General features: G+C 61.7%; 15 protein-coding genes. 6 read left to right on the forward strand and 9 right to left on the reverse strand.

What is annotated here, in order from left to right; genetic code table 11:
- Positions 1-115 precede the first annotated feature (115 nt).
- The 3 genes from FV227_RS10620 to FV227_RS10630 form a co-directional block, all read right to left on the reverse strand.
- The gene (locus tag FV227_RS10620; RefSeq protein ID WP_147858898.1) at positions 116-475 is read right to left on the reverse strand and encodes a hypothetical protein; all 360 of its coding nucleotides are present in this window, start codon (positions 473-475) and stop codon (positions 116-118) included.
- A 468-nt stretch (positions 476-943) separates the two neighbouring features.
- Entirely contained in the window at positions 944-2,335 is a 1,392-nt protein-coding gene (locus FV227_RS10625; RefSeq protein ID WP_147728770.1) for an HlyD family type I secretion periplasmic adaptor subunit, read from the reverse strand.
- A gap of 2 nt (positions 2,336-2,337) precedes the next feature.
- On the reverse strand, positions 2,338-4,629 hold the full coding sequence (locus FV227_RS10630) for a type I secretion system permease/ATPase (protein ID WP_281407533.1): 2,292 nt from the start codon (positions 4,627-4,629) through the stop codon (positions 2,338-2,340).
- Here FV227_RS10630 and FV227_RS10635 point away from each other — a divergent pair.
- A protein-coding gene (locus FV227_RS10635; RefSeq protein WP_147729914.1) for an IS3 family transposase occupies positions 4,555-5,696 on the forward strand; the annotation gives its coding sequence in 2 pieces (ribosomal slippage) (positions 4,555-4,822 and positions 4,822-5,696; 1,143 coding nt in all). The two genes, FV227_RS10630 and FV227_RS10635, sit on opposite strands and share 75 nt — an antisense overlap.
- Positions 5,697-5,726: 30 nt before the next feature.
- Here FV227_RS10635 and FV227_RS10640 read toward each other — a convergent pair.
- On the reverse strand, positions 5,727-7,358 hold the full coding sequence (locus FV227_RS10640; RefSeq protein WP_210246708.1) for a DUF262 domain-containing protein: 1,632 nt from the start codon (positions 7,356-7,358) through the stop codon (positions 5,727-5,729).
- Between the two features lie 671 nt (positions 7,359-8,029).
- On the opposite strand from FV227_RS10640, the gene FV227_RS10645 reads away from it, so the two are divergent.
- Entirely contained in the window at positions 8,030-8,782 is a 753-nt protein-coding gene (locus FV227_RS10645) for a hypothetical protein (protein WP_147858899.1), read from the forward strand.
- 17 nt (positions 8,783-8,799) lie between these two features.
- Positions 8,800-9,168 (forward strand): DUF3768 domain-containing protein, encoded by a 369-nt coding sequence (locus FV227_RS10650; protein WP_147858900.1) that lies wholly within the window; start codon positions 8,800-8,802, stop codon positions 9,166-9,168.
- Between the two features lie 2,128 nt (positions 9,169-11,296).
- Here FV227_RS10650 and FV227_RS10665 read toward each other — a convergent pair.
- Positions 11,297-11,821 (reverse strand): MucR family transcriptional regulator, encoded by a 525-nt coding sequence (locus tag FV227_RS10665; protein ID WP_147858912.1) that lies wholly within the window; start codon positions 11,819-11,821, stop codon positions 11,297-11,299.
- 567 nt (positions 11,822-12,388) lie between these two features.
- On the opposite strand from FV227_RS10665, the gene FV227_RS10670 reads away from it, so the two are divergent.
- Positions 12,389-12,826 (forward strand): MucR family transcriptional regulator, encoded by a 438-nt coding sequence (locus FV227_RS10670; protein WP_348642515.1) that lies wholly within the window; start codon positions 12,389-12,391, stop codon positions 12,824-12,826.
- 1,239 nt (positions 12,827-14,065) lie between these two features.
- Here FV227_RS10670 and FV227_RS10680 read toward each other — a convergent pair.
- Positions 14,066-15,079 (reverse strand): diguanylate cyclase, encoded by a 1,014-nt coding sequence (locus tag FV227_RS10680; protein WP_187274753.1) that lies wholly within the window; start codon positions 15,077-15,079, stop codon positions 14,066-14,068.
- A gap of 648 nt (positions 15,080-15,727) precedes the next feature.
- Between FV227_RS10680 and FV227_RS10685 the strand changes: the two genes are divergently transcribed.
- Both FV227_RS10685 and FV227_RS10690 read left to right on the forward strand, forming a co-directional pair.
- Complete coding sequence (locus tag FV227_RS10685) at positions 15,728-16,747, forward strand: helix-turn-helix domain-containing protein (RefSeq protein WP_246686474.1); 1,020 nt, start codon at positions 15,728-15,730, stop codon at positions 16,745-16,747.
- A gap of 955 nt (positions 16,748-17,702) precedes the next feature.
- On the forward strand, positions 17,703-19,469 hold the full coding sequence (locus FV227_RS10690) for a thioesterase family protein (protein WP_348642514.1): 1,767 nt from the start codon (positions 17,703-17,705) through the stop codon (positions 19,467-19,469).
- Between the two features lie 9 nt (positions 19,470-19,478).
- Here the strand turns inward: FV227_RS10690 and FV227_RS10695 are convergent, their stop codons facing one another.
- From FV227_RS10695 to FV227_RS10705, 3 genes are all read right to left on the reverse strand, one after another.
- Positions 19,479-21,812, reverse strand: a complete 2,334-nt coding sequence (locus FV227_RS10695; protein ID WP_147725511.1) for an EAL domain-containing protein — start codon at positions 21,810-21,812, stop codon at positions 19,479-19,481.
- A gap of 297 nt (positions 21,813-22,109) precedes the next feature.
- Positions 22,110-22,655 (reverse strand): recombinase family protein, encoded by a 546-nt coding sequence (locus tag FV227_RS10700; RefSeq protein WP_147725512.1) that lies wholly within the window; start codon positions 22,653-22,655, stop codon positions 22,110-22,112.
- 121 nt (positions 22,656-22,776) lie between these two features.
- The gene (locus FV227_RS10705; protein WP_147725524.1) at positions 22,777-23,805 is read right to left on the reverse strand and encodes an amidohydrolase family protein; all 1,029 of its coding nucleotides are present in this window, start codon (positions 23,803-23,805) and stop codon (positions 22,777-22,779) included.
- Positions 23,806-23,960: the final 155 nt, after the last annotated feature.

Below are 23,960 nucleotides of genomic sequence, written 5' to 3' on the forward strand. Positions count from 1 at the left end.
TTCGAGCCGAAGGCGATCCGAGGTGGAGAGCGTGAAAGAGATGCCACTGCGCATCCCGCCAGACTCGCAGGATGGGGCGCAAACCGAAACCCCACACGGACTCAACCGTCAGGGCTCAACCACTAGCACCCAGCGCACCAAACAATTCTCCTACTGGAGCGGCACCCACATATGCGCTGAGTCCACCGCCGATGATACTGATGTCACCGATCAAAGTAATGACATCCGCGACTTGAGTATTGGTGGAAGCGCCTTGGTTATGGTCTGCGATCAATTTGTTTATTTGGAGATCGGCCGCTACCATGCCAGCCGTAACTGCTGTCAGCGGAGCTACGGCAGTAAACAATCCTGCGCCCATTGCTGAAAGCTGAGCACTATTGTTCGCTTGCGATAGGGTATCTGAACCAACGCTTGTGGTCGAGTCGATCCCACCAGCCGCACCGGTGATCCGACCAATAACATCAATTGATGGCATTTTGATTTTCCTGTGAGATGGACGCTTAGATTATGTTGTAGATCTTTGTCGCACGGTACTATCGTCTTCGTATTGATTTGTTTTATGTTTTGGTCATAAAAACTTTTTAACAATAACCATCATAAAAACTATGGTTGAATTTAGCACTATGAAATATTTCATCGGCCTTTTGTTATATACTTTCATTATGCTTGACACCAAGTCTTCGTTTCTTGTCAGTATAAGCCATAGTGACGCGACAAAAGGTAGTATATCTACGCATGATAAGATAATGGATAGATCCGCATAGTAGTTTATTTGGCCATTATTGATTTTACTGAAGTAATACGCTGATGTAAGGAATAGTGGCATCAAAATTATGGAAGTCGTTGTTGCAAATTTTAGAACTATAGTGTTCCGCATTTAGGTCCTCATTTGGACTAAGTTAAATTTATTTAATAATCTGCTTGTGGTTCTTGCTAGATTTATTTATCGTTCATGTCCTGCCTCCGAGACGTGTTTCTCGATGGGATCGAGGAGGAAGGCGACGATCCGGCGCTTGCCCGTGGCGATGTCGACCTGCGCCGTCATCCCCGGCCGCAGCGCCACCTCCGCCCCTTCCGCGCGGACCTGCGCCCGATCCAGCGAGACGAGGAGACGGTAGCCTTGTCCCTCGCCATCGCCGGATGCGGTCGGCGCTGGCGCCTGCCCCGGCGGCTTCGGCGCGACGCTCGCCTCGCGGCTCACCAGCCGGACCGCGCCCGGCACCGTGCCGTACCGCGTGAACGGGAACGCCTCGAGCTTCGTCTCCGCCCGCTGGCCCTCGCGCACGAACCCCATCTCCCGGTGCGGCAGGAACGTCTCGACCTCCAGGCGCGCCGCGTCCGGCACGATCGTCATCAGGCTCTCGGCCGCGTTCGCCACGCCGCCGAGGGTGTGCACCTTCAGGTCCTGCACCACGCCCGACACCGAAGCCCGCAAGTGCCGCAAGGCCTCGCGCTGGCGCTCCTTGCGCAGGCTCTGGTCGGCCACCGCCACCTTCTGAAGCGCCTTCACCCGCTGGTCGGCCGCCTCCTTCAGGAACTGCGCGTGCACCTGCGTCCGCTTCTGCTCCAGTCCCGCGATCTCCGCACGGAGCTGATGCGTCTGCTCGGGCAGGGATCGTTTCTCGGTCTGCTTGTCGATCAGGTCGTACTGCGCCTGCAGCAGATTGAGCTTCGAGGCGTTGCCGCGATCGTACAGGCCCTTCTGCGTCGCGTAGCGGTCCTCGGCCAGCGGGGTCAGCTCGGTGTTCCTGGCCGTCTCGAACGCCTTCGCGGCGAGGGCCGCATTCTTGTCGGCGATCTCGCTGCCGAGCTCGGCCAGGGCCGCGCGGTGCTCCCTCATCTGCAGCCGCACCTGCTCCTGCGTCGCCGCGAGCAGGGCCGGCTCCACCTCCGCCAAGGGCGCGATCACCGGCTCGGGCGTCTCGCTCAGGAGCAGGCGCGCGGCCTCCGCGTCGAGGAGCGCCTGCATCCGCTCCATGCGGGTGGCTTCCAGGTCCGCCGAGGCCTCCGTCGGGTCGAGGTCGACCAGCACCTCGCCCTCCACGACATGCTGTCCCTCGAGCACGTGGATGCCGCGCACCACGCTCGTCTCCAGCGGCTGCACCAGCTTGACCTCGCCGACCGGCACGACGCGCCCCTGCGCGGTGGCGACGATCTCGATCTCGCTGAAGCAGGCCCAGCCGACGGCGCCGGCGACCAGCGCCATCAGGACCCAGCCGGTCGCCCGCAAGGTCGGCGAGGCCGGCGTCTCCAGCAGCTCGAGGTGGGCCGGAAGGAAGGCCCGCGCCGTCGCCCTGCCGGCCTCGGGGATCGGGAAGGGGTGAACCTGGCCCATCGTCAACCTCCCGCCACGGCGACGAGGCCGGCGTAGAGCCCACCGGGCCGGGTCGCGAGATCCTGGTGCGTGCCCTCCTCGGCGAGCCGGCCGCGGTCCATCACCAGGATGCGGTCCGCCCCGCGCACCGTCGAAAGCCGATGGGCGATGATCAGCACCGTCCGCCCCCGGCAGATCGCGCGCATGTTGGCCTGGATCGCCCGCTCGCTCTCGTAGTCGAGGGCGCTCGTCGCCTCGTCGAAGATCAGGATGCGCGGATCGGTGGCCAGCGCCCGGGCGATGGCGATCCGCTGGCGCTGGCCGCCCGAGAGGTTGGCGCCGCGCTCCTCCAGGACGGTGTCGTAGGCCTGGGGCAGCTCCAGGATGAAGTCGTGCGCTCCGGCGAGCTGCGCCACCGCGATCACCCGCTCCATCAGCAGCGACGGATCGGCGAGCGCGATGTTCTCGCGCACCGTGCGGGCGAACAGCACGTTCTCCTGCAGCACCACGCCGACCTGCCGCCGCAGCCAGGCCGGGTCCATCAGGGCGAGGTCGACGCCGTCGATCAGCACCTTGCCGCGCTCGGGCACGTGCAGGCGCTGGATCAGGCGCGTCAGGGTCGACTTGCCCGAGCCGGAGCGCCCGACGACGCCGACCACCTCGCCGGCCCGGATCGCGATGTCGACGGCGCGCAGGACCTCGGGGCCGTTGGGGCGGTAGCGGAAGCTCGCGCCCTCCAGCCGGATCGCGCCGCGCAGCGGCGGCAGGTCCTGGCGGGTGCCGGTGCCGGCGAGTTCCGTCGGCGTGTTCAGGATGTCGCCCAGGCGCTCGACGGAGAGGCGGAACTGCTGGAAGTCCTGCCAGAGCTGGGCCAGCCGCAGGACGGGCTGGTTGACCTGCCCGGCCAGCATGTTGAACGCGACCAGCGCCCCGATCGTGAGGGCACCGTCCATCAAGTCGTGCGCACCGAACCACAGCACGATCGCCGTCGTCAGCTTGGCCACGAGCTGGATGGCCTGGCTGCCGGCGGCGGCGAGCGACACCACCCGGAACGAGGCGGCGATGTAGGCGGCCAGCCCCTCCTCGTAGCGCCGGCGCGCCTGCGGCTCGATCGCCATGGCCTTCACGGTCTCGATGCCCGCCAGGCTCTCGACGAGGAACGATTGCTGCGCGGCGCCCTGCCGGAACTTCTCGTCGACCCGTCGCCGCAGCATCGGCGTGAGAATCAGGCTCAGGGCGACGTAGAGCGGCAGCCCCAGCACGACGATCAGGGTCAGCCTCGGGCTGTAGCTGGTCATCACCGCCAGGAAGACGAACGAGAACACGAGGTCGACGGTCAGCGTCATCGCCGACGAGGTCAGGAACTGGCGCACGTTCTCCAGCTCGCGCATCCGGGCGACGGTCTGCCCGGTGGCGCGCGCGCCGAAGTACGCGATCGGCAGGTCGAGCAGGTGCCGGAACACCTGCGCGCCCAGCACGGCGTCGAGCCGGCTGGTGGTATGCGCGAAGACATGGGTCCTCAGGTAGCCGAGCACCGCCTCGAAGCCGGTGACGGCCACGAGCCCGAGCACCAGCACGTCGAGGGTGGTCAGCCCCTTGTGCACGAGCACCTTGTCGACCACGACCTGGAAGAACAGGGGGGCGGCGAGCCCGAGGAGCTGGATGACGAAGGAGACCGCCAGGATCTCGCCGAACAGGGCCTTGAACCGGGCGGCGGCCGGCAGGAAGCAGGCGAGGCTGAAGCGAGTCTCGTGCGGGCCGGGCGCCCCGTCACGGCTGGTCAACAGGACGAGCTCGCCCGACCATTCCTGCGCCAGATCCGCATCGGTCCAGACGGCGGGCGCCTCGCCGGGCCGCTGCACCAAGGTGCGATCGTCCTGCCGGCGGGCCAGCACGAAGAACCGGCCGTCGCGGGATCGGCCGATGGCCGGCAGCGGAAGCGCGGCGAGGCGGGCCGGCCGCGATCGAACCGCTCGGGCGCGGAAGTGGCTGCGCCGCGCGGCCAGGACCAGTTCCGATAGCGTCAGAGGCTGTCCCGGGCGTCCTGTCTCGTGCGCGATCCGGGACAGGTCCAGCGGTCGCCGATGAACCGCGGCGACGATGGCGAGGGCGAGGCCGCCCGTGGCGATCAGCGCGTTTTGCTGCTGTCCGGTCCGATGATCGTCGGATGAATGTGACCTGACCGGCTGGCTTTGGACCGGGCTGATTGAGAGGATCAGCCAGGACCAAAGGAGTTGGACATGCGGCGAGGCCAGAAGACGAACGCGGAGCAGGTCGTGCTCAAGCTGCGTCAGATTGAGGTGCAGACGGCCCAGGGCAAGAGTTTGGCCCTTGCATGCAGGGAGGCGGAGATCTCCGAGCAGAGTTACTACCGCTGGCGCAAGGAGTACGGCGGCCTTCAGGTCGATCAAGCCAGGAAGATGAAGGATCTGGAGCGCGAGAACGCTCGGCTGCGCCGGCTCGTCGCCGACCTTTCTCTAGAGAAGCAGGTGCTGGCGGACGTCGCCTCGGGAAACTTGTAGCCCCCGAGCGGCGCCGGCAGGCAGTCGACGGCATCCGTGAGAAGTACGGCCTCTCGGAACGTCACGCCTGTCGGATCGTCGGCCAGCACCGGGGCACACAGCGCTACGTACCCACCGTACTGACCGATGAGGATGAGCTGACCCAGGCCATCATCGCCCTGGCGTCCGAGTACGGACGCTACGGCTATCGCCGCGTCACCGCGCTGCTACAGGCAGCCGGCTGGCAGGTAGGCAAAGACCGGGTTCAGCGCATCTGGCGTCGCGAGGGGCTGAAGGTCCCCAGCCGACATAGACCCCGCAGCCGCCTGTGGCTGAACGACGGCTCCTGCGTGCGGCTACGACCACTTCACCGCAATCACGTCTGGAGCTTCGACTTCGTGCAAGCCCAGACGCACGATGGCCGCAGCCTGCGCATCCTGACGCTGATCGACGAGCACAGCCGTGCCTGCCTCGCGCTGAAGGTGGCGCGGCGCATCAACAGCCTCGGCGTGATCGAGGCGCTGGCCGACGCGATGTGCCTGCACGGCATCCCGGAGAACATCCGCTGCGACAATGGTCCCGAGATGATCGCAAAGGCGTTGCGCAAGTGGGTCGCCAAAGCTGGCTCGCAGATCCAGTACATCGCGCCAGGATCCCCGTGGGAGAATGGCTATTGCGAGAGCTTCAACGGCAAGCTTCGTGACGAGTGTCTAAACCAGGAGATCTTCTACTCGCTGAAGGAAGCGCAGATCGTGATCGGTCTCTGGCAAACCACCTACAACCGCCTCCGACCGCATTCGTCGCTGGGCTATCGGCCGCCCGCGCCCGTCAGCTACCCGAATCTGGCCTTCCGGCTACCCATGGCCGCCACCATGCAGTAGCCTCTCGATTGGCTCGGTCCAAAATACCGGTCAGGTCACCGCACCGCCGATGATCCGGTTGGTACGGTCCGACAGCGGCGTCTTGTTAATGATCGAGTCGTAGACGGCTGGACTGATGCCGTTGCCCTTGCACCAAGCCTGCGGAAAGATGTGGTGAATGTCGACATTCTCGCCGAAGAACACGGTGTGATCGAATGCCTGGCCCGAGCGAAAATCCTCGGCGCCTTTCCGCATCAGGAGCGCGTTTACGCCCTTGTAGGCCGCTGAAAGGCGCATCCGCATGGTCTTTAGGCGGTCCGCGCGGAAGATCGTCTCGCTGACGGTCGATGGCGCCTTGCCACCCCTTTGCCAATCCGGCACCTCGACGAAGTCGCGGGCGATCCGGGACTCCACAGTCGAGCCGTACAGCTCGCCGAAGACGCCGTTCCAGTACCATTGGAACAGCTTTGTGCGGTTGGCCTCGTGCTCCCAGGCGTCGCCGATATCGGCGAGGATCGTCGCCAGCGGCACGATTTGCGACTGATAGGGCAGATCGAAGATGCGGTAGATGTGCAGCATGTGCAGGAACTTGGCCGCCCGGACGAAGCCGGCTTCCACCTGCGTCTCGTAGCGGATGTAGGCCTCCAGAGGCAGATCGAGCAGGGCCTGGCGATTGCCGGAGACCGCAGGCAGCTCCTTGCCTTCCTTGCCGGCTTCGACCGCCGCTCGACGTCTGTCGCGCGTGTAGAAGAGCGACACCGCCTGCAGGAAATCGGTGTTCGATACCCCGGCCAGGATGCCTTTTTCTGTGTCCGCCAAACGCAAAGTATCCACCAAGCGGCGGTGTCGCCCCTTAGTCTTCTCGTCGCCGTACCAGTCTTTGCGCAGCTCATGGCCGGAGGCCGCGTACATGGCTGTCACCAGCTCGAAGGCATCGAGCGCTTTACCGCCGGTGTTCACCTTCTCAAAGACAACGCAGACCGCCTCCTTCGAGGTCGAGCGATCGAGGGCGATCACCGGCACGCGGTAGTGTTTGAAGTTCTCGAGCACTTCCTTCTTGAAGGTCCGAAAGGCGGCTTTGACGGCCTTGTGCTCGTCACCGGCCCAATACTCATCGAAGCCGTCCTGCCAGCTGTCCCAATCGAACACCTGGCATACCGGGTACATCAGTTGGGCGTATTCCTGCGCCGCCGAGGAGAGATCCAGCTCGCCCGCGCGACCAAAATTGCCGCGTTCAATCCGGTTCTCGGGCATGCCGATGATCGCTTCCTCGCGGTCCGTGTCAGCGTCGAGCGCCTTGCGGATGTCGATGTAGAACCAGCGTTTGACCCGCTTCTTCTTGGGGGTGACGGTCTCGACCACCTTGCCGCGCAGCGTCACTTGGTAGAGCGACGTCATGCGCTGCTGGCCGTCGAGCAGGAGCGATTGCGGAACGACGTCACGCGCTTCCGTTGGAGCGCCCTCGACAGGGCGCGGCTTAAAGTTCACCGGCCCGCCCGTGTCGAGCGACATCAAGGCGCCGATCGGAAAAGCCCGGGAGATCGAGGCGACCACACTCTTGATACGGTCTTCGTCCCACACCCAGCTACGCTGGAAATCCGGGAGCTGCATGACGCCCCGGTGGCAGTCGTCGAGGACCTTCGGTAGGTCCACCGGATTGGTTTGAAACGTCGACCCTGGCATGTCGTTTCCACCCTTGGTTGAGGCGAGTTTTCCCCAATGGCACCTCACACTCAAGCAAAAAGGCCGGAAGCCGGTCGCGCGGGACGTCGGGCGCCCCCCCTCGGGGATTGGCTGTCGCCGATGGCCGAACCACCATACGGTTGTTGCTTCTAACCGTATCTGCCAGAGGGCTGGGGAGTGGCTGCTTTCGAGAAGCCGAGACAGCGATCCTGGCGGCCGGCTTGGGTCGGAAGCGGAACGTCCGCTTCAGGGCGAAGAATAAGTGTCTGCTCTTCAGCCAAAGCGCGTGTTCAGAAACGCAGTGGCCGGTCGGGCATGAACAGCGATCCGATGAGTATGAAGGCTGCCAAGAGAAGGGACCAAAATGACAAGCCACAGACCTGAACGTCCCGTCAGCGGCCTCCACCAATAATGCCAGCACGTCGGGAAACAGGCACTACACGCGTATGCCGTTCCCCTCATCAAGTATCGGCTAGCATCCCGCTATCAGTGTACCGCGACAAAACATCAAAATACCTATTCGCTCAGCCTCCGCTGAGACCGCTTATAAGGTGCCGGACTCACTTAGATTTTGGATGACGATTCGGTTTCTTAGCAGCTCGATTTGACAAAGAGCTTATATTCCTATATTGATCGTCTTAGGCAGCACCTTTGGTGCCCAAAGGCTCGCTATGATCGACCCCGGACCATCGCCTTCAGCACCTGACCGCAACGACGCTCGATGTCGATCTCGCCAGCCTGAATCTGCCCGCCTCACCAATCACAAGGGGTCCCAGCCGGGGCCCCTTTTTGCATTTCAGGAGCAAGCCATAACCGAAGCGTCCACCCAGCCCGCTGCCGGTGTCGAAACGAACGCGAGAGATTCACTTGTCTCACTAATTGTATTCGGGCTCGATGATGGCGGTAAGCCGCACGCCTCGCGGTTCTCGCAGGCAGATACCGAACTTGCCACGAAGGCCGCCGGCCTGATGGGCATGCGAACCCTTGCTATCGAAACTGACGAGCATCGTGCGCTCGCCGCACAGCTACCCCAGGGCCGGGTGTTCGCGTCGGGTAAGGGTTTTGTGCCATTCGTCAAAAAGGGGCTGTACGACCGCCTGAGCACCCTGGCGGGGCCTGCCACGGCAGCATCAGACACTCTCAAGGCAGCTCGACCCGATGGTACGGCACAACGGCCTGGTGGCGACGTGGCAGCTGAAGAGCATCGTCCGACGGACTGGACCAGCATCATCGCTGGCAGCACCGTGCTCGTTCATGGCGGAGGCGAAGACGGGTGGTTCGAGGCCAAGGTCGTCGAGGTCAAAACTGAGAACCTCCTCGTGCTACGCTGGCGCGACTGGCCGGAGCTGCCGGTCCTGGTTCGAACCCTTGCGCATGTCGCCCTGCTGAGCCCGGCAGAACCTACGCCCACGGTTGAAGCGTGATCAGGGGAGGCCCGGAGATGGCTTACCCTCACACCCATGCCGAGCCAGCCTTGGCAGCAGCTGCCTCTGCCGCCACGGTTCGCGCCCTGAACGACACCTTTCGGCGGACCTTCGTCGGTGGTCAGGTGGTCGAGACACCTGGTGCGGTCGATCTTCGCGAAGCCGATCGCATCGCCTTGCTGCTGGCCGTCCGTCGCTTCGATCGTTTCGATGCCGACAACAATCCGCATAGCGAGCACGACTTCGGTACGGTCGAAGTGGGTGGGCAGCGGTTCTTTTGGAAGATCGATTGCTACGACTCGGCCATGCTCGGCCACTCGCCGGACCTGGCTGATTCAAGCGTCACGACCCGCGTGCTGACGATCATGTGCGCCGACGAGTGCTGACGGTGCGGGCAGCCTCAGCTCTTCGGCTTTCGGTCTGCTCGCGGAGGTTGAGGCGTTCCGGCATTTTCATCGGGGCGCCTCAGCGGCAGGTCAACTTCGACACCAAGGGTGCGGGCGAGCCGGTCGAGCAAGTCGATGGCCCGGCTCTAACCAGCACGGGCCTGAGCCGCTGGCACCAGGTGGCAGCGCCCCGAGCCTCACCGACCTGCTACAGGCCGCTGGCGAGGCGCCTATAGCCCTGCAAACACCGACTGCGAACTCGACTCGGCACGACACCATCGCCGAATTCGAATGCCTTGACTGCCTGTGCAAGGCCCACGCGATCGCGTCGGCCTCAGCGGGCCGGATCTCCACAGGCGTTTCGTGCGGCTGGGGGTGCATCGACGCTCCGAGTTGCTCAAGAACATACAAGGAACAGACAGCAAGCAGACCGACGGTTCAACCATGGCGACCACGGCCAGGCGTGCAGTGGTGAGATGGTGTGGTGGGCGGGGTAGAAGACCAATGCCGACACCACTTTACCGCTTCCACTGTACGAATGGGCACGACCTTGTCGCCGATCGGCATGGCAAGCGGCTGCCGACCTGGGCACTAATGCGCCCACGCCGAGCGCGTCGCACTGGACGTGATGCTTGGCAGCCCTCGGCGCGATTGGTCGACTTGGACGGTTGAGGTCTACGACGCATCCGGGCGGCACGTGATATCGAAGCCGTTCACGGATGTTCTTAAAAATGAGACGTAGAGACAAAAGATTAGGACGCTCAGACAATAAGGTTCTGGTCTGTTCCTGACGTTGGTGCGTTACTCACGCCGCTAACGAACAGATCAGGCTTTGAATGATGAACGGTGTCGCTTACCTAAAATGGCTGTCTCGGCGGGGATACGCGTCGTCCGTGAAAAGCGCGATCGGTCAATCGATCGAACGGCGAAAAATGGCTGCTCAGATGCCTGCAGCTTCGAGCGTGCCTTCCGTGAAGCACTCTGAGGGGAACGTGGTTGCGTTCACGCCGCGCGGCGTGTCTGGTGATGACCGGACAGACAAAAAGCTTCAAACGTCCTGAGCGGCTTTGGCGCTCGATCAGGTGAGAAGCTCGGGTGGCAGCACTGAAACACAGGTCAGACGCCTATGCTTCGACCGCCCCGGCGTCGAGCACTAGCCGACGAACCAAAGCCTCCCGCCTTACTTGACGCAGCACGATGCGGGCCGTCGCTCGGGCATTGGCCGCGCGCAGTTCAGCCTTGGGGGCGCCATCGCGGAGCGCGCGCTAGGCCAAAGCGCGAAACCATAGCGCATTGTCGAGAGCTACGGCACGACGATCAGTCACCGATCCGCGCTCGTGCGCGTCGGACAATCCCAGGGTCTGCATGGCATCAATCCTGAGCGGCAAAGGTACGGCCGCTCTCGAACTAACAGCTTCATGACACGGAATGATAGGCGGAATAATACTTATTTCTGCCCAGATATTCAACATATTCCAGCAAGGGTTAGCATATGCGCACTCACCATCCGTGAGATTTAGAGCATTCGTGCAACTTCATATAGACGTAAAGGTTAATAAAAAAACTTTGTGAACTAAAAATACCAAAAGAACCATAAACCTATTCATTATTTTCAGATTACAGCAATATATATGAAGAAAAGAACCTTGATGATCACAGGTCAGCTATGAATGACAATACGACCGATTTTGGTAGAGCACTTGAGCTGACCCAAGAGCTGGCGCGTACGCTGATGCGATCGATCCAGGCTCAGCCCGGCAGGGTCAACGCGTCCGATATGGCCGCTATTCGTCGCCTTGAAGCGTTGGCACACCGAGGTGAGCTCTCAGAGGATCTCGCCGACGCCATCTCCGCCACGCGGCGGACCCTGGCCCGCTTAAATGCAGGGGGAAGGCATCCGCGGCGGACGAGGCTTATCTCGACAGCAGCGGAGTAGCGCTGCCTGACCACGCGTTGACCGGCTCGGCCCCGCCGCCCGATCCGATTACGGGCTGGCGGGGGAGGTCGACTATCTCACCAGCGATAGGCCGATACGCAACTTGGCCCGGGTGCAGGATGGCGAGGCAGCGTTAGGAACGTGTCACCGCACCGGATGCCGTAGTGTGCCGGAACGGGGCGCTGAGCGGCCTCAAGCTGTCTCGGCGACCTTCTCGACCTTCTTCCGCCCACGGGCCTTCGGAGCCTCCTCAGGGGCCTTAGCAGCCTTGGGCTTCCTACCGCCGGTCTTGGGCACCTCGGAGACTGTTTCGTCGGCTGCGGCAGCCTTGGGAGCCGCCTTTTTCCGTTGCTGACCGAGGCCGAGGGATCGAGCAAGCTCGGACCGCTGGGCGGAGTAGCTCGCGGCGGTCGACGGGTAGTCCGCTGGGAGGCCGTAGCGCGCCCGGTACTCATCCATCGTCAGACCGGCCACGGTCACGTGTCGCCTGAGTGTCTTGTAGCGCTTCCCGTCGATGAAGCTGATCAGCGCGTCGGGCGTGACCGACTTGCGGATCTGTGCCGGCGTCGGCTTCTCGGGGCCCGCGGGCTCGGCGGGCGCCCCGTTGGCAAGACCAGACAAGGACGCATGCACGCTGGCAATGATGTTCGGTAGCTCCGACACAGGCACGTTGTTGTTCGACACGTAGGCCGCGACGAGGTCGGCAGCGAGTGTCATAAAGATGGCAGATTGAGCTTCGACTTGTTCGTCCACGATAATTCCTTTCACCAAGCGAATTTACGCCTCTGCCGAAGAACGTAGATCGTCAAGGCTTATCGATGATAAAAACGCTACCGGAAGGTACAACATGGATGAAAATTCGTGGATGCGCTTCGACATGAGGCATAGCAGGGGGATAGAAGCCCCGGACCGCTTGGGCGTCCGGGGCTTCTATCCCCATTACAGGCTGCTGCAGAAGACATGTTGACTGTTCCAGCCACAGCCGACGGCGCTCAATACGAGGGTCGCTCGGTGCTGAACCGCCAAGCCGGCTTGGTGCTGAGCTTCGGAGTCGTTCGAGGCACCGTGGGCCTCGATAGCCTGTCGTGGAAGTAGGCGCCGTCGCTATCCACGAGTAGCCGGGGCCACCCATGAGGACGCCCCGGCCCACTCTTCCGCGAAACATGTCCCCCGATCATGCGTACAGATCACAGCAGGCTCGCGCGATCTTGTGCGAGTCATACCTTGATCTGGATGAGAGATCGGTAAATCTCACGCCCGAGAGGCACACACAGGACAATCGAAGTGACTGAAGAAAACCTGGGGTTGAACCCCAATATGCTCACGATGGCAGCCGGACTGGTCGCTGCTTACGTTTCGAACAACCGCGTACCAGCGACTGAGCTTCCCGCTCTGATCCGCACCGTTCATGCGACTCTCAACGGCATCGCGAACGGGACAGCCGCCGATCGTGCTAACGCCCCGGCCGAAGAGGTCGAGCTGCCGACCGCAGCGCAGATCCGCAAGTCGATCCGCCATGAGGACCTGGTCAGCTTCATCGACGGGAAGGCGTACAAGACCCTCAAGCGCCACCTCACGAAGCATGGGCTCGACCCGCACAGCTACCGGGCGAAGTTCGGCCTGCCGGACGATTATCCGACGACGGCTGCCGCTTACTCCAAGGCCCGCTCCGCCCTCGCGAAGAACATCGGCCTGGGCCGTGCCGGTCGTATGGCCGCCTGAACGGTCTACAGAAGCCCGCCGTGATCCAGCGGCGGGCTTGGGGGCCTTAACTAGCTCCATACCCGCCCTTGGCGTTCCCAGAGCCGGTCGACGGCGGCTTCCCCTCGTAGCCGCCGCTTTCAGGAGCATGGTCCGGCTGCGGATCGGGAAGGCCGGGGGAAGTCGGTCCGGCGCTCTCTGCCGGAGGTACAGGCGCCTTCGCAGGATCGAGCGGGTGGCCTGGCGGTTGGGTACCGGCTGCTTCTGTCTACGTCGCTTCGTCGTCGCTCATGGGGTCCTCCCAATGCTCTATCAGGCGAAGGCATCTCATCGACGGAGGTTTCCCCTACGGGGCGCCCGCTCTATCCGCGGGCCGTGATCTGTGCGACCGCGGGGGGGGGCGCCCAACAAGGCCACGAACGGCTCTGACAGCCCGCGCCGGCAGCTGCACCAGACCTCCGATCGCGACGACAGCTGCGACGGTGAGGATGGCGCCGACGATCTTCAGCATGGTAGGGCTCCGGTGCATCCAGCGCCTGCAATGAAGCGGCGCCGGTTCTGCCGCTTAGGCAGCGCCCCGAAGGTGGCCAAGTTGTGGGCCGGTCAGTGGACCAGCATCATCAGGCCCTGGCCTATGAAGATCACGAGAGCGAGCTTGAGGATAAAGCCAGTGTCTTCAGCTGCTTCGCGCATCGCTCGTCCCCGTCTCTGATGCTTAACGATCTCCTACATCGATCATCGAAGATAGCCCTGTTCATACATCGTTATAATTTTTACCAGGCTACACACAGGCGGTGCTTAACAATCTATTAAAGTGCAAGGCCAGCGTTGAGCATTGCACCGCACCGCATGCGCCTAGAGACGGCGCACGGCGTTGCCAGAGCGAACGCAAGCAACCGGGCGTAAGGCAACACAGTGGCAAATCCTGCCACTGTGTCCTTTGCCGACGCCACGGCGCAGGCCACGGGGCGCGCTCCCCCGCACCATGCGTCAGGATGTCGAACGTGGTGAACGGATCAAGCTAGAAGCCCTCGCCGCTGTCGCCGGCACTCCGCTCAACAGTGAAGGGCGGCTAAGGGTGGTTTACTGCCCGTCCGCTTCCGGACGGCGGATGCGATGAAGCAAACAGACCCGCAGCGACTGCTCGTGACCCATAGGGGGCTTTCCGACTGGCCCTGGTACTGTTTCAGCAGTCCGCAGGTGGTGCGATCGTCGGATCTGCTGCACCTGACCTCGACATCGCCTCTCGGGCCAACCAATCTAGGAAACGAGAGCCAATGCCGCGGGCGATTCCCCAAAGGTGGCGACCCGATTCCTACCGGTTGACTTCGCCCGGTAAAGCGCTTCATCCGCCTGCCGAATTAGCCGCTTCAATCCTTGGTCTTGATACGAGGAGCCTATGGCGCAGCCGACACTTACGGTCACTACGGACGAGGTACCGCTGGCCACATGTGGAAGAGCAAGGTCCTGTACGGCAACACGGACCGCCTCTGCCAAACGCCACGCGCGATCGTCATTGGCTTGCTGGAGAAGGATCACAATCTCCTCGCCACCGTAGCGCGCGACGAACGATGCGTTTCCTGCGGCCGACTGAACCGCTTGAGCCACTAAGCGGAGGCACATATCCCCCTGCTGATGTCCGTAATGGTCATTGTACCGTTTGAAAGCGTCGACATCGAGGAGGATGACGGCGACAGGTCCGGTCATATCTTGCGAAAGGAAATCATCGAGAGAACGGCGATTTGACAAGCCGGTCAACGCATCGCATCGCGACAGGTGATCGAGCTCAGCCACGCGTACAGCGTCGAGGGTCGTCATTATGAAACGCTGACGATCCCATCGCTCTGCCGAATAACTCGCGACTAAGATAAACGCCCCCGCGGCAGCAACGAGGGAATTGGCAGCAAGACGGATCTGCAGCTCAACTTCGTGCATCTGGAGCACGGTTGCCAGGTGCACGAACGTGATCGCAATGATAGAAGTTAACGCGTACTTGAATGGAAGGCGTTGAACGATTGCAGCATAAACGATGACTTCAACAAAACCAAAATTGTGATAGGTCCGTCCAGGCATAGAGCTTGCCAGCTCCATTGCTGTGAAGCTCAATACCGTCATGATCATCGAGGCGGATTGCACGATCTCGCGACTCCGACGAGACTGCGTGCGGTAGGAGAACCAAATCACGCCGAATCCGATCGGCGTGACGATGCCGAAGCGGATAATGGCAGCCGTCGAAACGACATCGCTGAGAAGGAGGCAGTCGGCGTAGTACAAAGCCCAGTAGATGATCAGCCCAATGCATGTCGCAAGCGTCGATTCGCGCCTTCGCGACTCATGCCCCGCCGTCTGAAACGCGGACTCGATGGCAGACGGAAACGTCAACCGATAGAATGGCCTATGGAGCAGCGATGCGAGCGCATCAGGGCTCTTTACAGCGCTTCGTGCCATTCTACCCCCTCACTCTTACATAGGCTTAGCTTTCAAAAATTAACAAAATCTCGTCTACACAGGATTTATATTTAATTAATAGCACAAATTGACTTACTAGCAGCCAAGTTCTCAAATCTACGGACCATAGGTTAGGATCGACGACAGGACGTGAGTGCCACCGTGCCATAGATGCCGACTGTCCGCTTCAAGGCCTTTGGACGGAGAGCAGGAGCGCCCGTCTCGGGTCGCAGGCGGAATGTCCTGTTCAGGGCGAAGGGTCAGGGTCCGCTCCCCACCCCAAGCCGCCATTCGGCTACCGACCCGATGTTGCCGTAGATGGTGGTTTGCGGTCTCACCCAAGGCCGCCATCTGCCTTGCCAGCCGTAGCTTTGCGCTCTCCGATGCGGCCCGCAGATAGTTGGCTTGCCCTGCCATGGGCCGCATGCCTAACGTTCTCGGCTGAACGGATCGATTGGTAAAGGATGTGGTTGGTTGGGTGCAGAAGATGTCACGGTTGAAGCCGGCCTGCCTTACTTCTTGCTGTCGACGTCGGGTTTGGCCCTCGGAGAGGCCTATGAGCGATGGCGCACCCTCATGGCGCCGTTGTACGAGGTCAAACCAACAACGCCATCTGCCGTCCTGCCTTTCGGCAGCAACATCGCGTTTCAAATCGGCGATCTTGTTGCTCATCGTACACTACTTTCAACTCAATGCCTTCAACGGGACCGCCGACGCGTCGATGCTGGCCCCGACCACTACACGTTCCAACTCTACCGTTCTGGTCGCTTCCGAGGCGTAATCGCCGGCAAAGATATCTTAGCCTCGCCTGGCACTGTGATGCTCATTTGCCGCCGTCACTTGGTCGATGGCATGATCAACCAAGCCGATACAACCGGTATTATCGTCCCGTGTACCTACCTGCACGGTTTATCGCTTGAAAAGCATGACCTGCTCTTCGATGCGGCCCGTAACCGGTTACTGGCTACGCATATTGTAGACATCTATCGCCGATTGCCGACCACACCCGTCAACGAGGCTCCAGCGATCGCCGATGAGTTCGTTATCTTCCTGCACCGCCTGCTCGACGGCTCGCAGGCTTCGGACGCGCTGGACGGTCGCGAACTCGACGGCGGCCTAATGGCGCTGGCCAAGATGATCGTGCGGGCGAACCTGTTACGGCCCGATCTTTCGCCGGAATTCATCGCCGGGCAGATGCTGGTCTCGAGGGCCACCCTCTACCGGCTATTTGAGCCTGAGGGGGGAGTAATGCACTTCGTACAGGGTGAGCGACTGAGGGCGGTACGCGACGCTCTGGCCGATCCAATGGAGAGGCGCACTATCGGCCGGTTAGCCGAAGTGTTTGCCTTCAGCAGTGTCGCACATCTCAGCCGCAGCTTCCGCAAGCGCTACGGCGTCCCACCCCAGGCTTGGCGTAGCGAGCGTCAGATGACTCAGCAAGTCAGCGGTCAGGGGACGTTGCAACACGTCTGGAAATGGCTGCGCGAAACGTGATGAGCGCGTCCGGGTAAGACCGATGCCGTCGAGAGCCAACGCGCGAGGTTGCTTCCAAGATCAGCCGAAGGTCCTAAAAGCGCGTTGAGTGACGTCCGCTCGAACCCTTTTATGCTGGCAGGCGGACGGTCTCGAAACCACCCAGTACGGACGTTAAGGGCGAATACTGATGGTCAGCTTCCCACCATTAGGCTTTTTCGTCGCCTGTCTCGCCCGGTATACCCTCCGACCGGCGTAGCAGCGTGACCGAGCGCACGCTCGCCCACGCTAGATAGTGTTGCTCAGTGGCTTCGGCTCAGACGGTAAGCGGACTCAACCGCGCGAGGCCGCCACGTGCTCTACGAAGCACCTCAGCGCGGCAGGCGCGCAACTTCCCGTCGCCAACCCCAGCGCCAAGCTTGAGCCCCACCGAGCTCGCACTGGTGAACCAACTGATCGCTATGACGATGTAACTACCGCTGTCCGCCTGCTCGGTCCAATTAGGTTCGGCCTCGGCCTCGGCCTCGGCTTAGCTGGACTGCGGTCGGCCATGGGATATGGCAAACCCTACCGATGAAGCACGGTGGCCTTCAGCTTGGCGAACTCGGCTTCATTGCGGTGAACGATGCTGAGCATCCGATTAAACCGTTCGAGTTCCACCAGCGCCGTGCTTGCGCTTGGGCAAGCGTCACCCGAATGTGCCTCCGGTCCGGCTGGGGCCGCCACACTTTTAATCGACTGCACACGGTGCGCATCGTGACGAACAGGTTCAGGCCCACCCCGCCACCATATGGATCTTCCGCATTGATGGCCCCTTATCGTCCGATTCGGTCACGATGCTAAGAGGTCTATTTCCGCCTTCGCCATATTCCCGTGCCGCCATAGATCGGCTATTGATGAGCTAACTGGCTGAACGTTCGCAGGTACGATGACATTTAGAATCGCTCGCTCGTCATCCTGGTCCCCAACAATTGCTTTGTCGTGGTTCTGGGGGCTCGGATTTTTCTATGCCATCCATGTGACACTGTCATACGGATGGCTGGGTTTCCTTGCTTTCGCCCTTCCGAACGCTGCGGGCCTCGGCCTATTCGGCTGGATCCTGGGCGCGCCACGTCGAGACCTCGACCGGATCGTAGCCGTCGTCCAGGGTCCCTATGCGCTGCTATTCTCTCTTGGCCAGTTGTTCGCTGTTGCGATTACGATTTTCGGCTTCGTCGCGTATGCGTGGCTGCCGTTGTTCGGGCCGGGCGCGATCGTGGGTGTAGTTGCTCTGGTCCTCGTCGCATGCTCCATCGGTCACGCGATCCCGCTTCGCGGCATCAGGATAGTTCACGGCGTCTCACTGGCCCTGGGTGTATTAGCGTGTGTCGTAATGTTCCCCGGATTGGTTGCGGCCCCTCATGGCACCAAGGTCCCATTTTACACCTTCGACGAGCGCTTCTACGGCCTCATCGTTCCGTCACTGGTCGGTTTCCTGCTTGGTCCCTGGATGGATGTCCAACAGTGGCAGCGGGCGGTCGAGATTCGACGTTCGGGCGCATCCGTCCGGTTCGCTTACGTTGCCGGCGCGATCTTGTTTCTTGGCCTGCTCGTCGTGAACGCCCTGCTCGCCGCGGCGGCAGGGCTCGGCGAGCCCATCACCTCGTCCGATGGCATTCCGGGAGCGTTCGCGGCCGTCGCCCAGGCGATCGCGCGCGATCATAACACTGTCACAACGTCAGCGTTCGTGGTTTGGACGGCGATCGCAGCTGCCTCTACGATCGACAGCTTCTACTGCTCCACGCGGTGGCTCGGCGCGTCCGTCACGGCGCGCAGTAACTCACCGCTACTCGCCTTCGTGCCGGCGGGACTTGTGTCGTCCCCGGTCTGGATCCTCGGCGCTGCTGTGGCGACCACCTCCATCGCGATCTGGTCCGGCCTCTCGCTCGTGTACCTCATGATGCCGTTCGCAACGATCCTCGTCGGCGGGGCGGCATGCCTCGTCTGCAGGACACTCGGCGCGACGCGTCGGTACGATCCGGTCCTTAGTTACATGATCGGAATGACCGCGTGTCTTGTCTTCCTCGTCGGCTACGTTGCCCCGAGTTGGGCGCTTCTTTCGATCGCGCCGCTCATCGGGCTCATTGGCGCCTTGCCGATGATCACGGAGCTGCTCGGGTGGGGCGGTGCGCCGCCGGTCGTTGCGACGATGCCGAAAGGGGGGCGAGCGTCGGAAGTGGTGACCCTGACCCCGGTGAGGGATCGCGATGAATTGGGCGGCACCCATGGCTTCGACGGACAGTGGTTCACCCTGAATCTGATCCCGACATACGACGACACGAACTCAGTTGGTAACGTCTACTTCGCTAACTACGTGCGTTGGGTCGGCAAGACACGCGAGATGTTCTTCAATGCCTGCATGCCCGACTTCGATCTGAGCGGGACGGATTTCTTTATTCTGACTAAATCCTTCCATCATGACTTCCGTCGCGAGGCCGCAGAGTTCGAGCCGATCAAGGTCAAGATCCGTATAGCGAGCCACAATCGTAAATTCGTGACCCTAGCGCACGAGATTCATAGCGCGAAAAGCGGCCTCCTCGGCAGAGGAGAGCAGTCATTGATGTTTGTCGACACGGAACACTATCGTCCGTTGGATATTCCGCGATCCATTGTCGAGGGCTTCCTCCCGTACTGGCCGAAGAGTTCCCCGAATACGGCGTCGGGCGCTTTGGGCCCGTCCAACACGGTGGGGTCCGAGATATAGAGGTCGGCCTCAGGCCGCTCGGTGCACGTCGGACCGGGAGTCCCGGTTTCCAGCGAGGAGGCAGGCCTGTTCGGCCGGAACGGGCTTACCGAACAAGTAACCCTGGAACTCGTGGCAGCCCTGACTTAGTAGACACTGGCGCTGCGCCTCCGTCTCGACGCCCTCGGCTGTGATTGTCATATCCAGGCTCGTCGCCAAGTCGATGATCGCCTGCACAATTGCCACACTACCGCGCTCGTGCGGAAGATCTCGGACGAAACTCTGATCGATCTTGATCTTGTCGAACGCGATACGGCGTAGGTAACTCAAGCTGGAGTAGCCAGTTCCAAAATCGTCAAGCGACAGCCTCACACCCATCTCCCGCAGATCGACGAGCATCACCTTGGTCGCGGAAGTCGCCTCTAAGAACACTGTCTCTGTGATCTCCAACTCGAGCCGGGCAGCAGCCATGCCGCTCTCCTGCAGGGCGGAGCGCACTAGGACCGGTAGGTCCGAATGCTGGAACTGCCTCGGTGAAAGATTGACGGCGACCCTGATGCCGTCCGGCCACCCGGCAGCGATCCGGCAAGCCTCGCGTAGGATCCATCCACCGAGCGGTATGATGACCCCCGTATCCTCGGCGAGTGGGATAAAATCGGCGGGCGAGACAAAGCCCTTTACCGGATGCTTCCAGCGCAGAAGCGCCTCGAACCCGCGGATGCGAGACGTGTCGGCCGTCACGATGGGCTGGAAATAGAGAATGAACTCGTTGCGATCGAGGGCACCCCGCAGGTCGGCGGTAAGGGCCCGCCGCGCCTGGATCTGGTCGTCCATCTCGGCCTCGTAGAACCGATAGCCGTTCCGGCCCTCACGCTTCGTCCGATAGAGCGCAAGGTCGGCCCGTCGCATGATGTCGTCGCACCCATCCCGCTGGGCGATGGCGATGCCGATGCTGAGCCCAACGCCAAGCTGAATACCGTCGATGGTGATGGGGGCTGCAATCGCCGCGACGATACGTCCCGCGATAGCTTCGATCGCGTATACATCCCGCGCGAAACATCCCGTGACTAGGACCGCGAACTCGTCCCCTGCCAATCGCGCCACATGCAAGTACGTTGCTTTGAAGGCCAACAGGCGTTCGGCGACCACACGTAGTAGGCCGTCTCCGGTTGCATGACCGAAGGTATCGTTCACGGACTTGAACTCGTCGAGGTCGAGCGCGAGTACGACAAGCAGATCGTCCCCGAGGAGCCGCTCGCGCGCGCTTTCTAACATTTGTTGGAACGAAACTCGGTTCGGGAGGTCCGTCAACGGATCGTGCAACGCGAGGTACGAGAGACGCTCCTCCGAGAGCCGCTTCTCGGTGACATCCGACCCGACGCCGCGATACCCCGAGAATGCGCCGCCATTGCCGAACGTCGGCTTCCCGCTTAAGGACCACATTCGTCGTTGGCCCGCAATGTCCAGCGGCAGGAGAAGGTTTCGGAAGACGCGACGCTCGGCGATACAATCCCACAAGGCCGCGCCAGGATGGCTATCGGGTAGAGCTAACGGGGGCAGGAGCAGCCGTTCGAGCGGCAGGCCCAGGAGCTGCCGCTCGGACGAGCCGGCGACTTCGACTAGCCGTGGGGACACGTGCCTGAGGCGAAGGTCGGAATCGGTCTCCCAAAGCCAATCGCTCGCGTTTTCCTCGAACTCGTTAAGTAGCAAGTGTGTAAATTCCTGCTGGCGCTCCAAGTCGATTTGCGCAACGACGCGCATCTTCAGGAGCCGGCTAAGGTGCAGGATCGTGAAGCAGATGAAGGCCGCATAGAAGACGAGCAGGATCCCCACGTAGATGTAGAATTGCTCACCGGTCGCTGCTAGGGCGACGAACGAACCGATGATGATCAGACCCGAGTATCCAATCGCGACCCGCGGCAGGACAGCCGCGCTCATGCCCGTCGCGATAAGGCCTGCGCACGAGGAGGCAATGAGGAGACGCCCTTGTGCGTCCGCCCCCCCGAACAGCATGACCGGAAGGGAAGCAAGCAGCAAACCGTACAGATGGGCAACGAGGATGACGCGCCAGATAAAAGCGGGTCGGACCTCGACTGGCTTAGGGCGCGAGCGCCAGAGCCAGCATTGCTGCAATGTGAGAATTGCCAAGGGCAGTACTGCAGCTTCCAGGCAAACGAGATAGGTGCGATGGTCACCCCCCCAAAACAGGTAGACGACTACCTGCACGACCCCGAGGCTGACCAGGATGGTGAACGGTACAAGGCGCAGCGCGACATCAAGCTGCTCGACGCGCGCCCTAGCCTTTAGGTCGGCATCCAGCGGATCCGTCTTACGATCGGTGTCGATCAGGAACGAGATGAGCATATCAAGTGGCACCGATGCTTTCTGAAGAGCAGCCTTGGTCGCCAAATATAACTGATATTACTAAGCAACACGTTTAGTCCACCAGTTTTGCACGTCGAGGTCAATTTTTGGTTTATGCTACCTGGAACCGTGACACATTTTTAACGAGTGTCCGCATCGGGTCGAGAGAACGCTCGGCGATGATGTCCGCCTTCATGCATCGCTGCCCTGAAGCGGAATAGCTCAAATCCACCCAACCTGGTCGTAGAGTATATGCGCGGGTATCAGTCGGAAGCAGTCGTTGCGACGCCCCAGTGATCAAGGTGTGCGCAAGATGCGGTAGACCTGCATTCGTGAGCATCCTAACGCGGCGGCAATCGCTGCCGGACCGCTTCCGGCAAGCTGCAGTGCCCGAATCTTATCGCGATCAAGCCTACGCTTGCCACCAAGGTACACGCCGGTAGCCTTCGCCTGGGCGATGCCTTCCCGCTGCCGCTCCTTAATGAAGCGCCGTTCCATCTGCGCCACCATGCCAAGAACGGTGATTACCACGTGACCCATCTCTTCGCGCGTAGAGACATGAGGGTCGAGGACAGTGACGGAAGCGCCGCGCTGCTCGGCTTCGTGCACGACGTTCAGCACATCGCGGGTATCACGCCCGAGGCGATCGAGCCTCGTGACAACCAACTCATCGCCTTTGCGTAGGAACTCAAGGATGGTGGCCAATTCGGTTCGCCCCTCGCGGCTACCGCCCGACACCTTCTCGGATCGTATGATCGCGCAGCCTTCGGAGCGTAGGCGATTGAGCTGCCCGTCGAGATCCTGATCGACGGTGCTAACGCGGGCATAACCTATACGGGGCATGTGTCACCTCAGGCTTTATGCCCGAGGCTACCGCGTTACAAATAGGCAGCGTCAACCCAGATGTTACGGGTCCGGTTTTCTGATCTGTTACGTCACGCGAGGGTATACCCTGATGTCAGCGTTATCGCGTTACCCCTGCCGAAGCCAATCGTGCTGCTAGGCGCGGATAGATTCGAAGTGCGTTGCTTGCGTAGATTTTGGCGCGGTCGGCATCCGGGATCGCAGCGGCCTCGACGTAGCGCTTGGTGTCGTCGAAGGCGTGGCCGGTCTCGGGATCGATCCCGTTGACGGCGCCGACCATCTCGGAGGCGAACAGCACGTTGTCGGTCGGGACAACCTTCAGAAGCAGGTCGATCCCGGGCTGATGGTAGACGCAGGTGTCGAAGAAGACGTTGCGCATCAGCTCCGAGATCGGCGGTCGCTTCAGGTCCTGCGCAAGGCCACGGTAGCGGCCCCAGTGATACGGCACCGCGCCGCCGCCATGGGGAATGATCAACCGCAGGGTTGGGAAGTCCTTGAACAGGTCGGAGGTCACGAACTGCATGAAGGCCGTCGTGTCGCCGTTTATGTAGAGGGCGCCGGTTGCATGGAAGTTGCGGTTGGCAGATGCGCTGACGTGGATCATACCCGGCACGTCGAGTTCGACCATCTTCTCCCAGAGCGGATACCAGAACCGGTCGGACAGCGGCGGATCCGTCCAGTAGCCGCCCGACGGGTCTGGGTTGACGTTGCAGCCGACGAAGCCGAGTTCCCGCACGCAGCGCTCGAGCTCGGCCGTGCAGTTCTTCGGCGACACGCCCGGCGTCTGCGGCAGTTGGCAGACGCCGACGAAGTTACGCGGCATCAGCGTCGCGATACGGTGGATCATGTCGTTCGAGACGATCGACCAGTCGAGGCTGGTGCGAGCGTTGCCGATATGGTGGCCCATGCCGCCGGCCCGCGGCGAGAACAGCGCCAGCGAGATGCCGCGCGCGGCCTGAAGCTTGAGCTGGCGGTCGGCCACGCTTGCCCGCACCTCGTTGTCGCTGACAATCAGCGAAGATGGTGTCGGCGATTGTGCGGGGTCGTTGATGGCGTCGATCTGGCGCTTGCGCCACGCCAGCATCGATGGCGGCTCGGTGGTGTAGTGCCCGTGGCAATCGATCACCAGGCCGGTATAGGGCGTGCGTTCAGCGACAGCTTGGGCACGGGCAGAGCTGGCCTGCGCGGCCAAGGCGGCAACGCCACCGCCAGCGAGCCCACGCAGGAGGCCGCGACGCGGGAGGCAACAGGCACACGTGGCTGGCGTGGTCGAGTCCGAGTCGG

The organism is Methylobacterium sp. WL119 (assembly GCF_008039875.1).
In the GTDB taxonomy this organism is placed as follows: domain Bacteria; phylum Pseudomonadota; class Alphaproteobacteria; order Rhizobiales; family Beijerinckiaceae; genus Methylobacterium.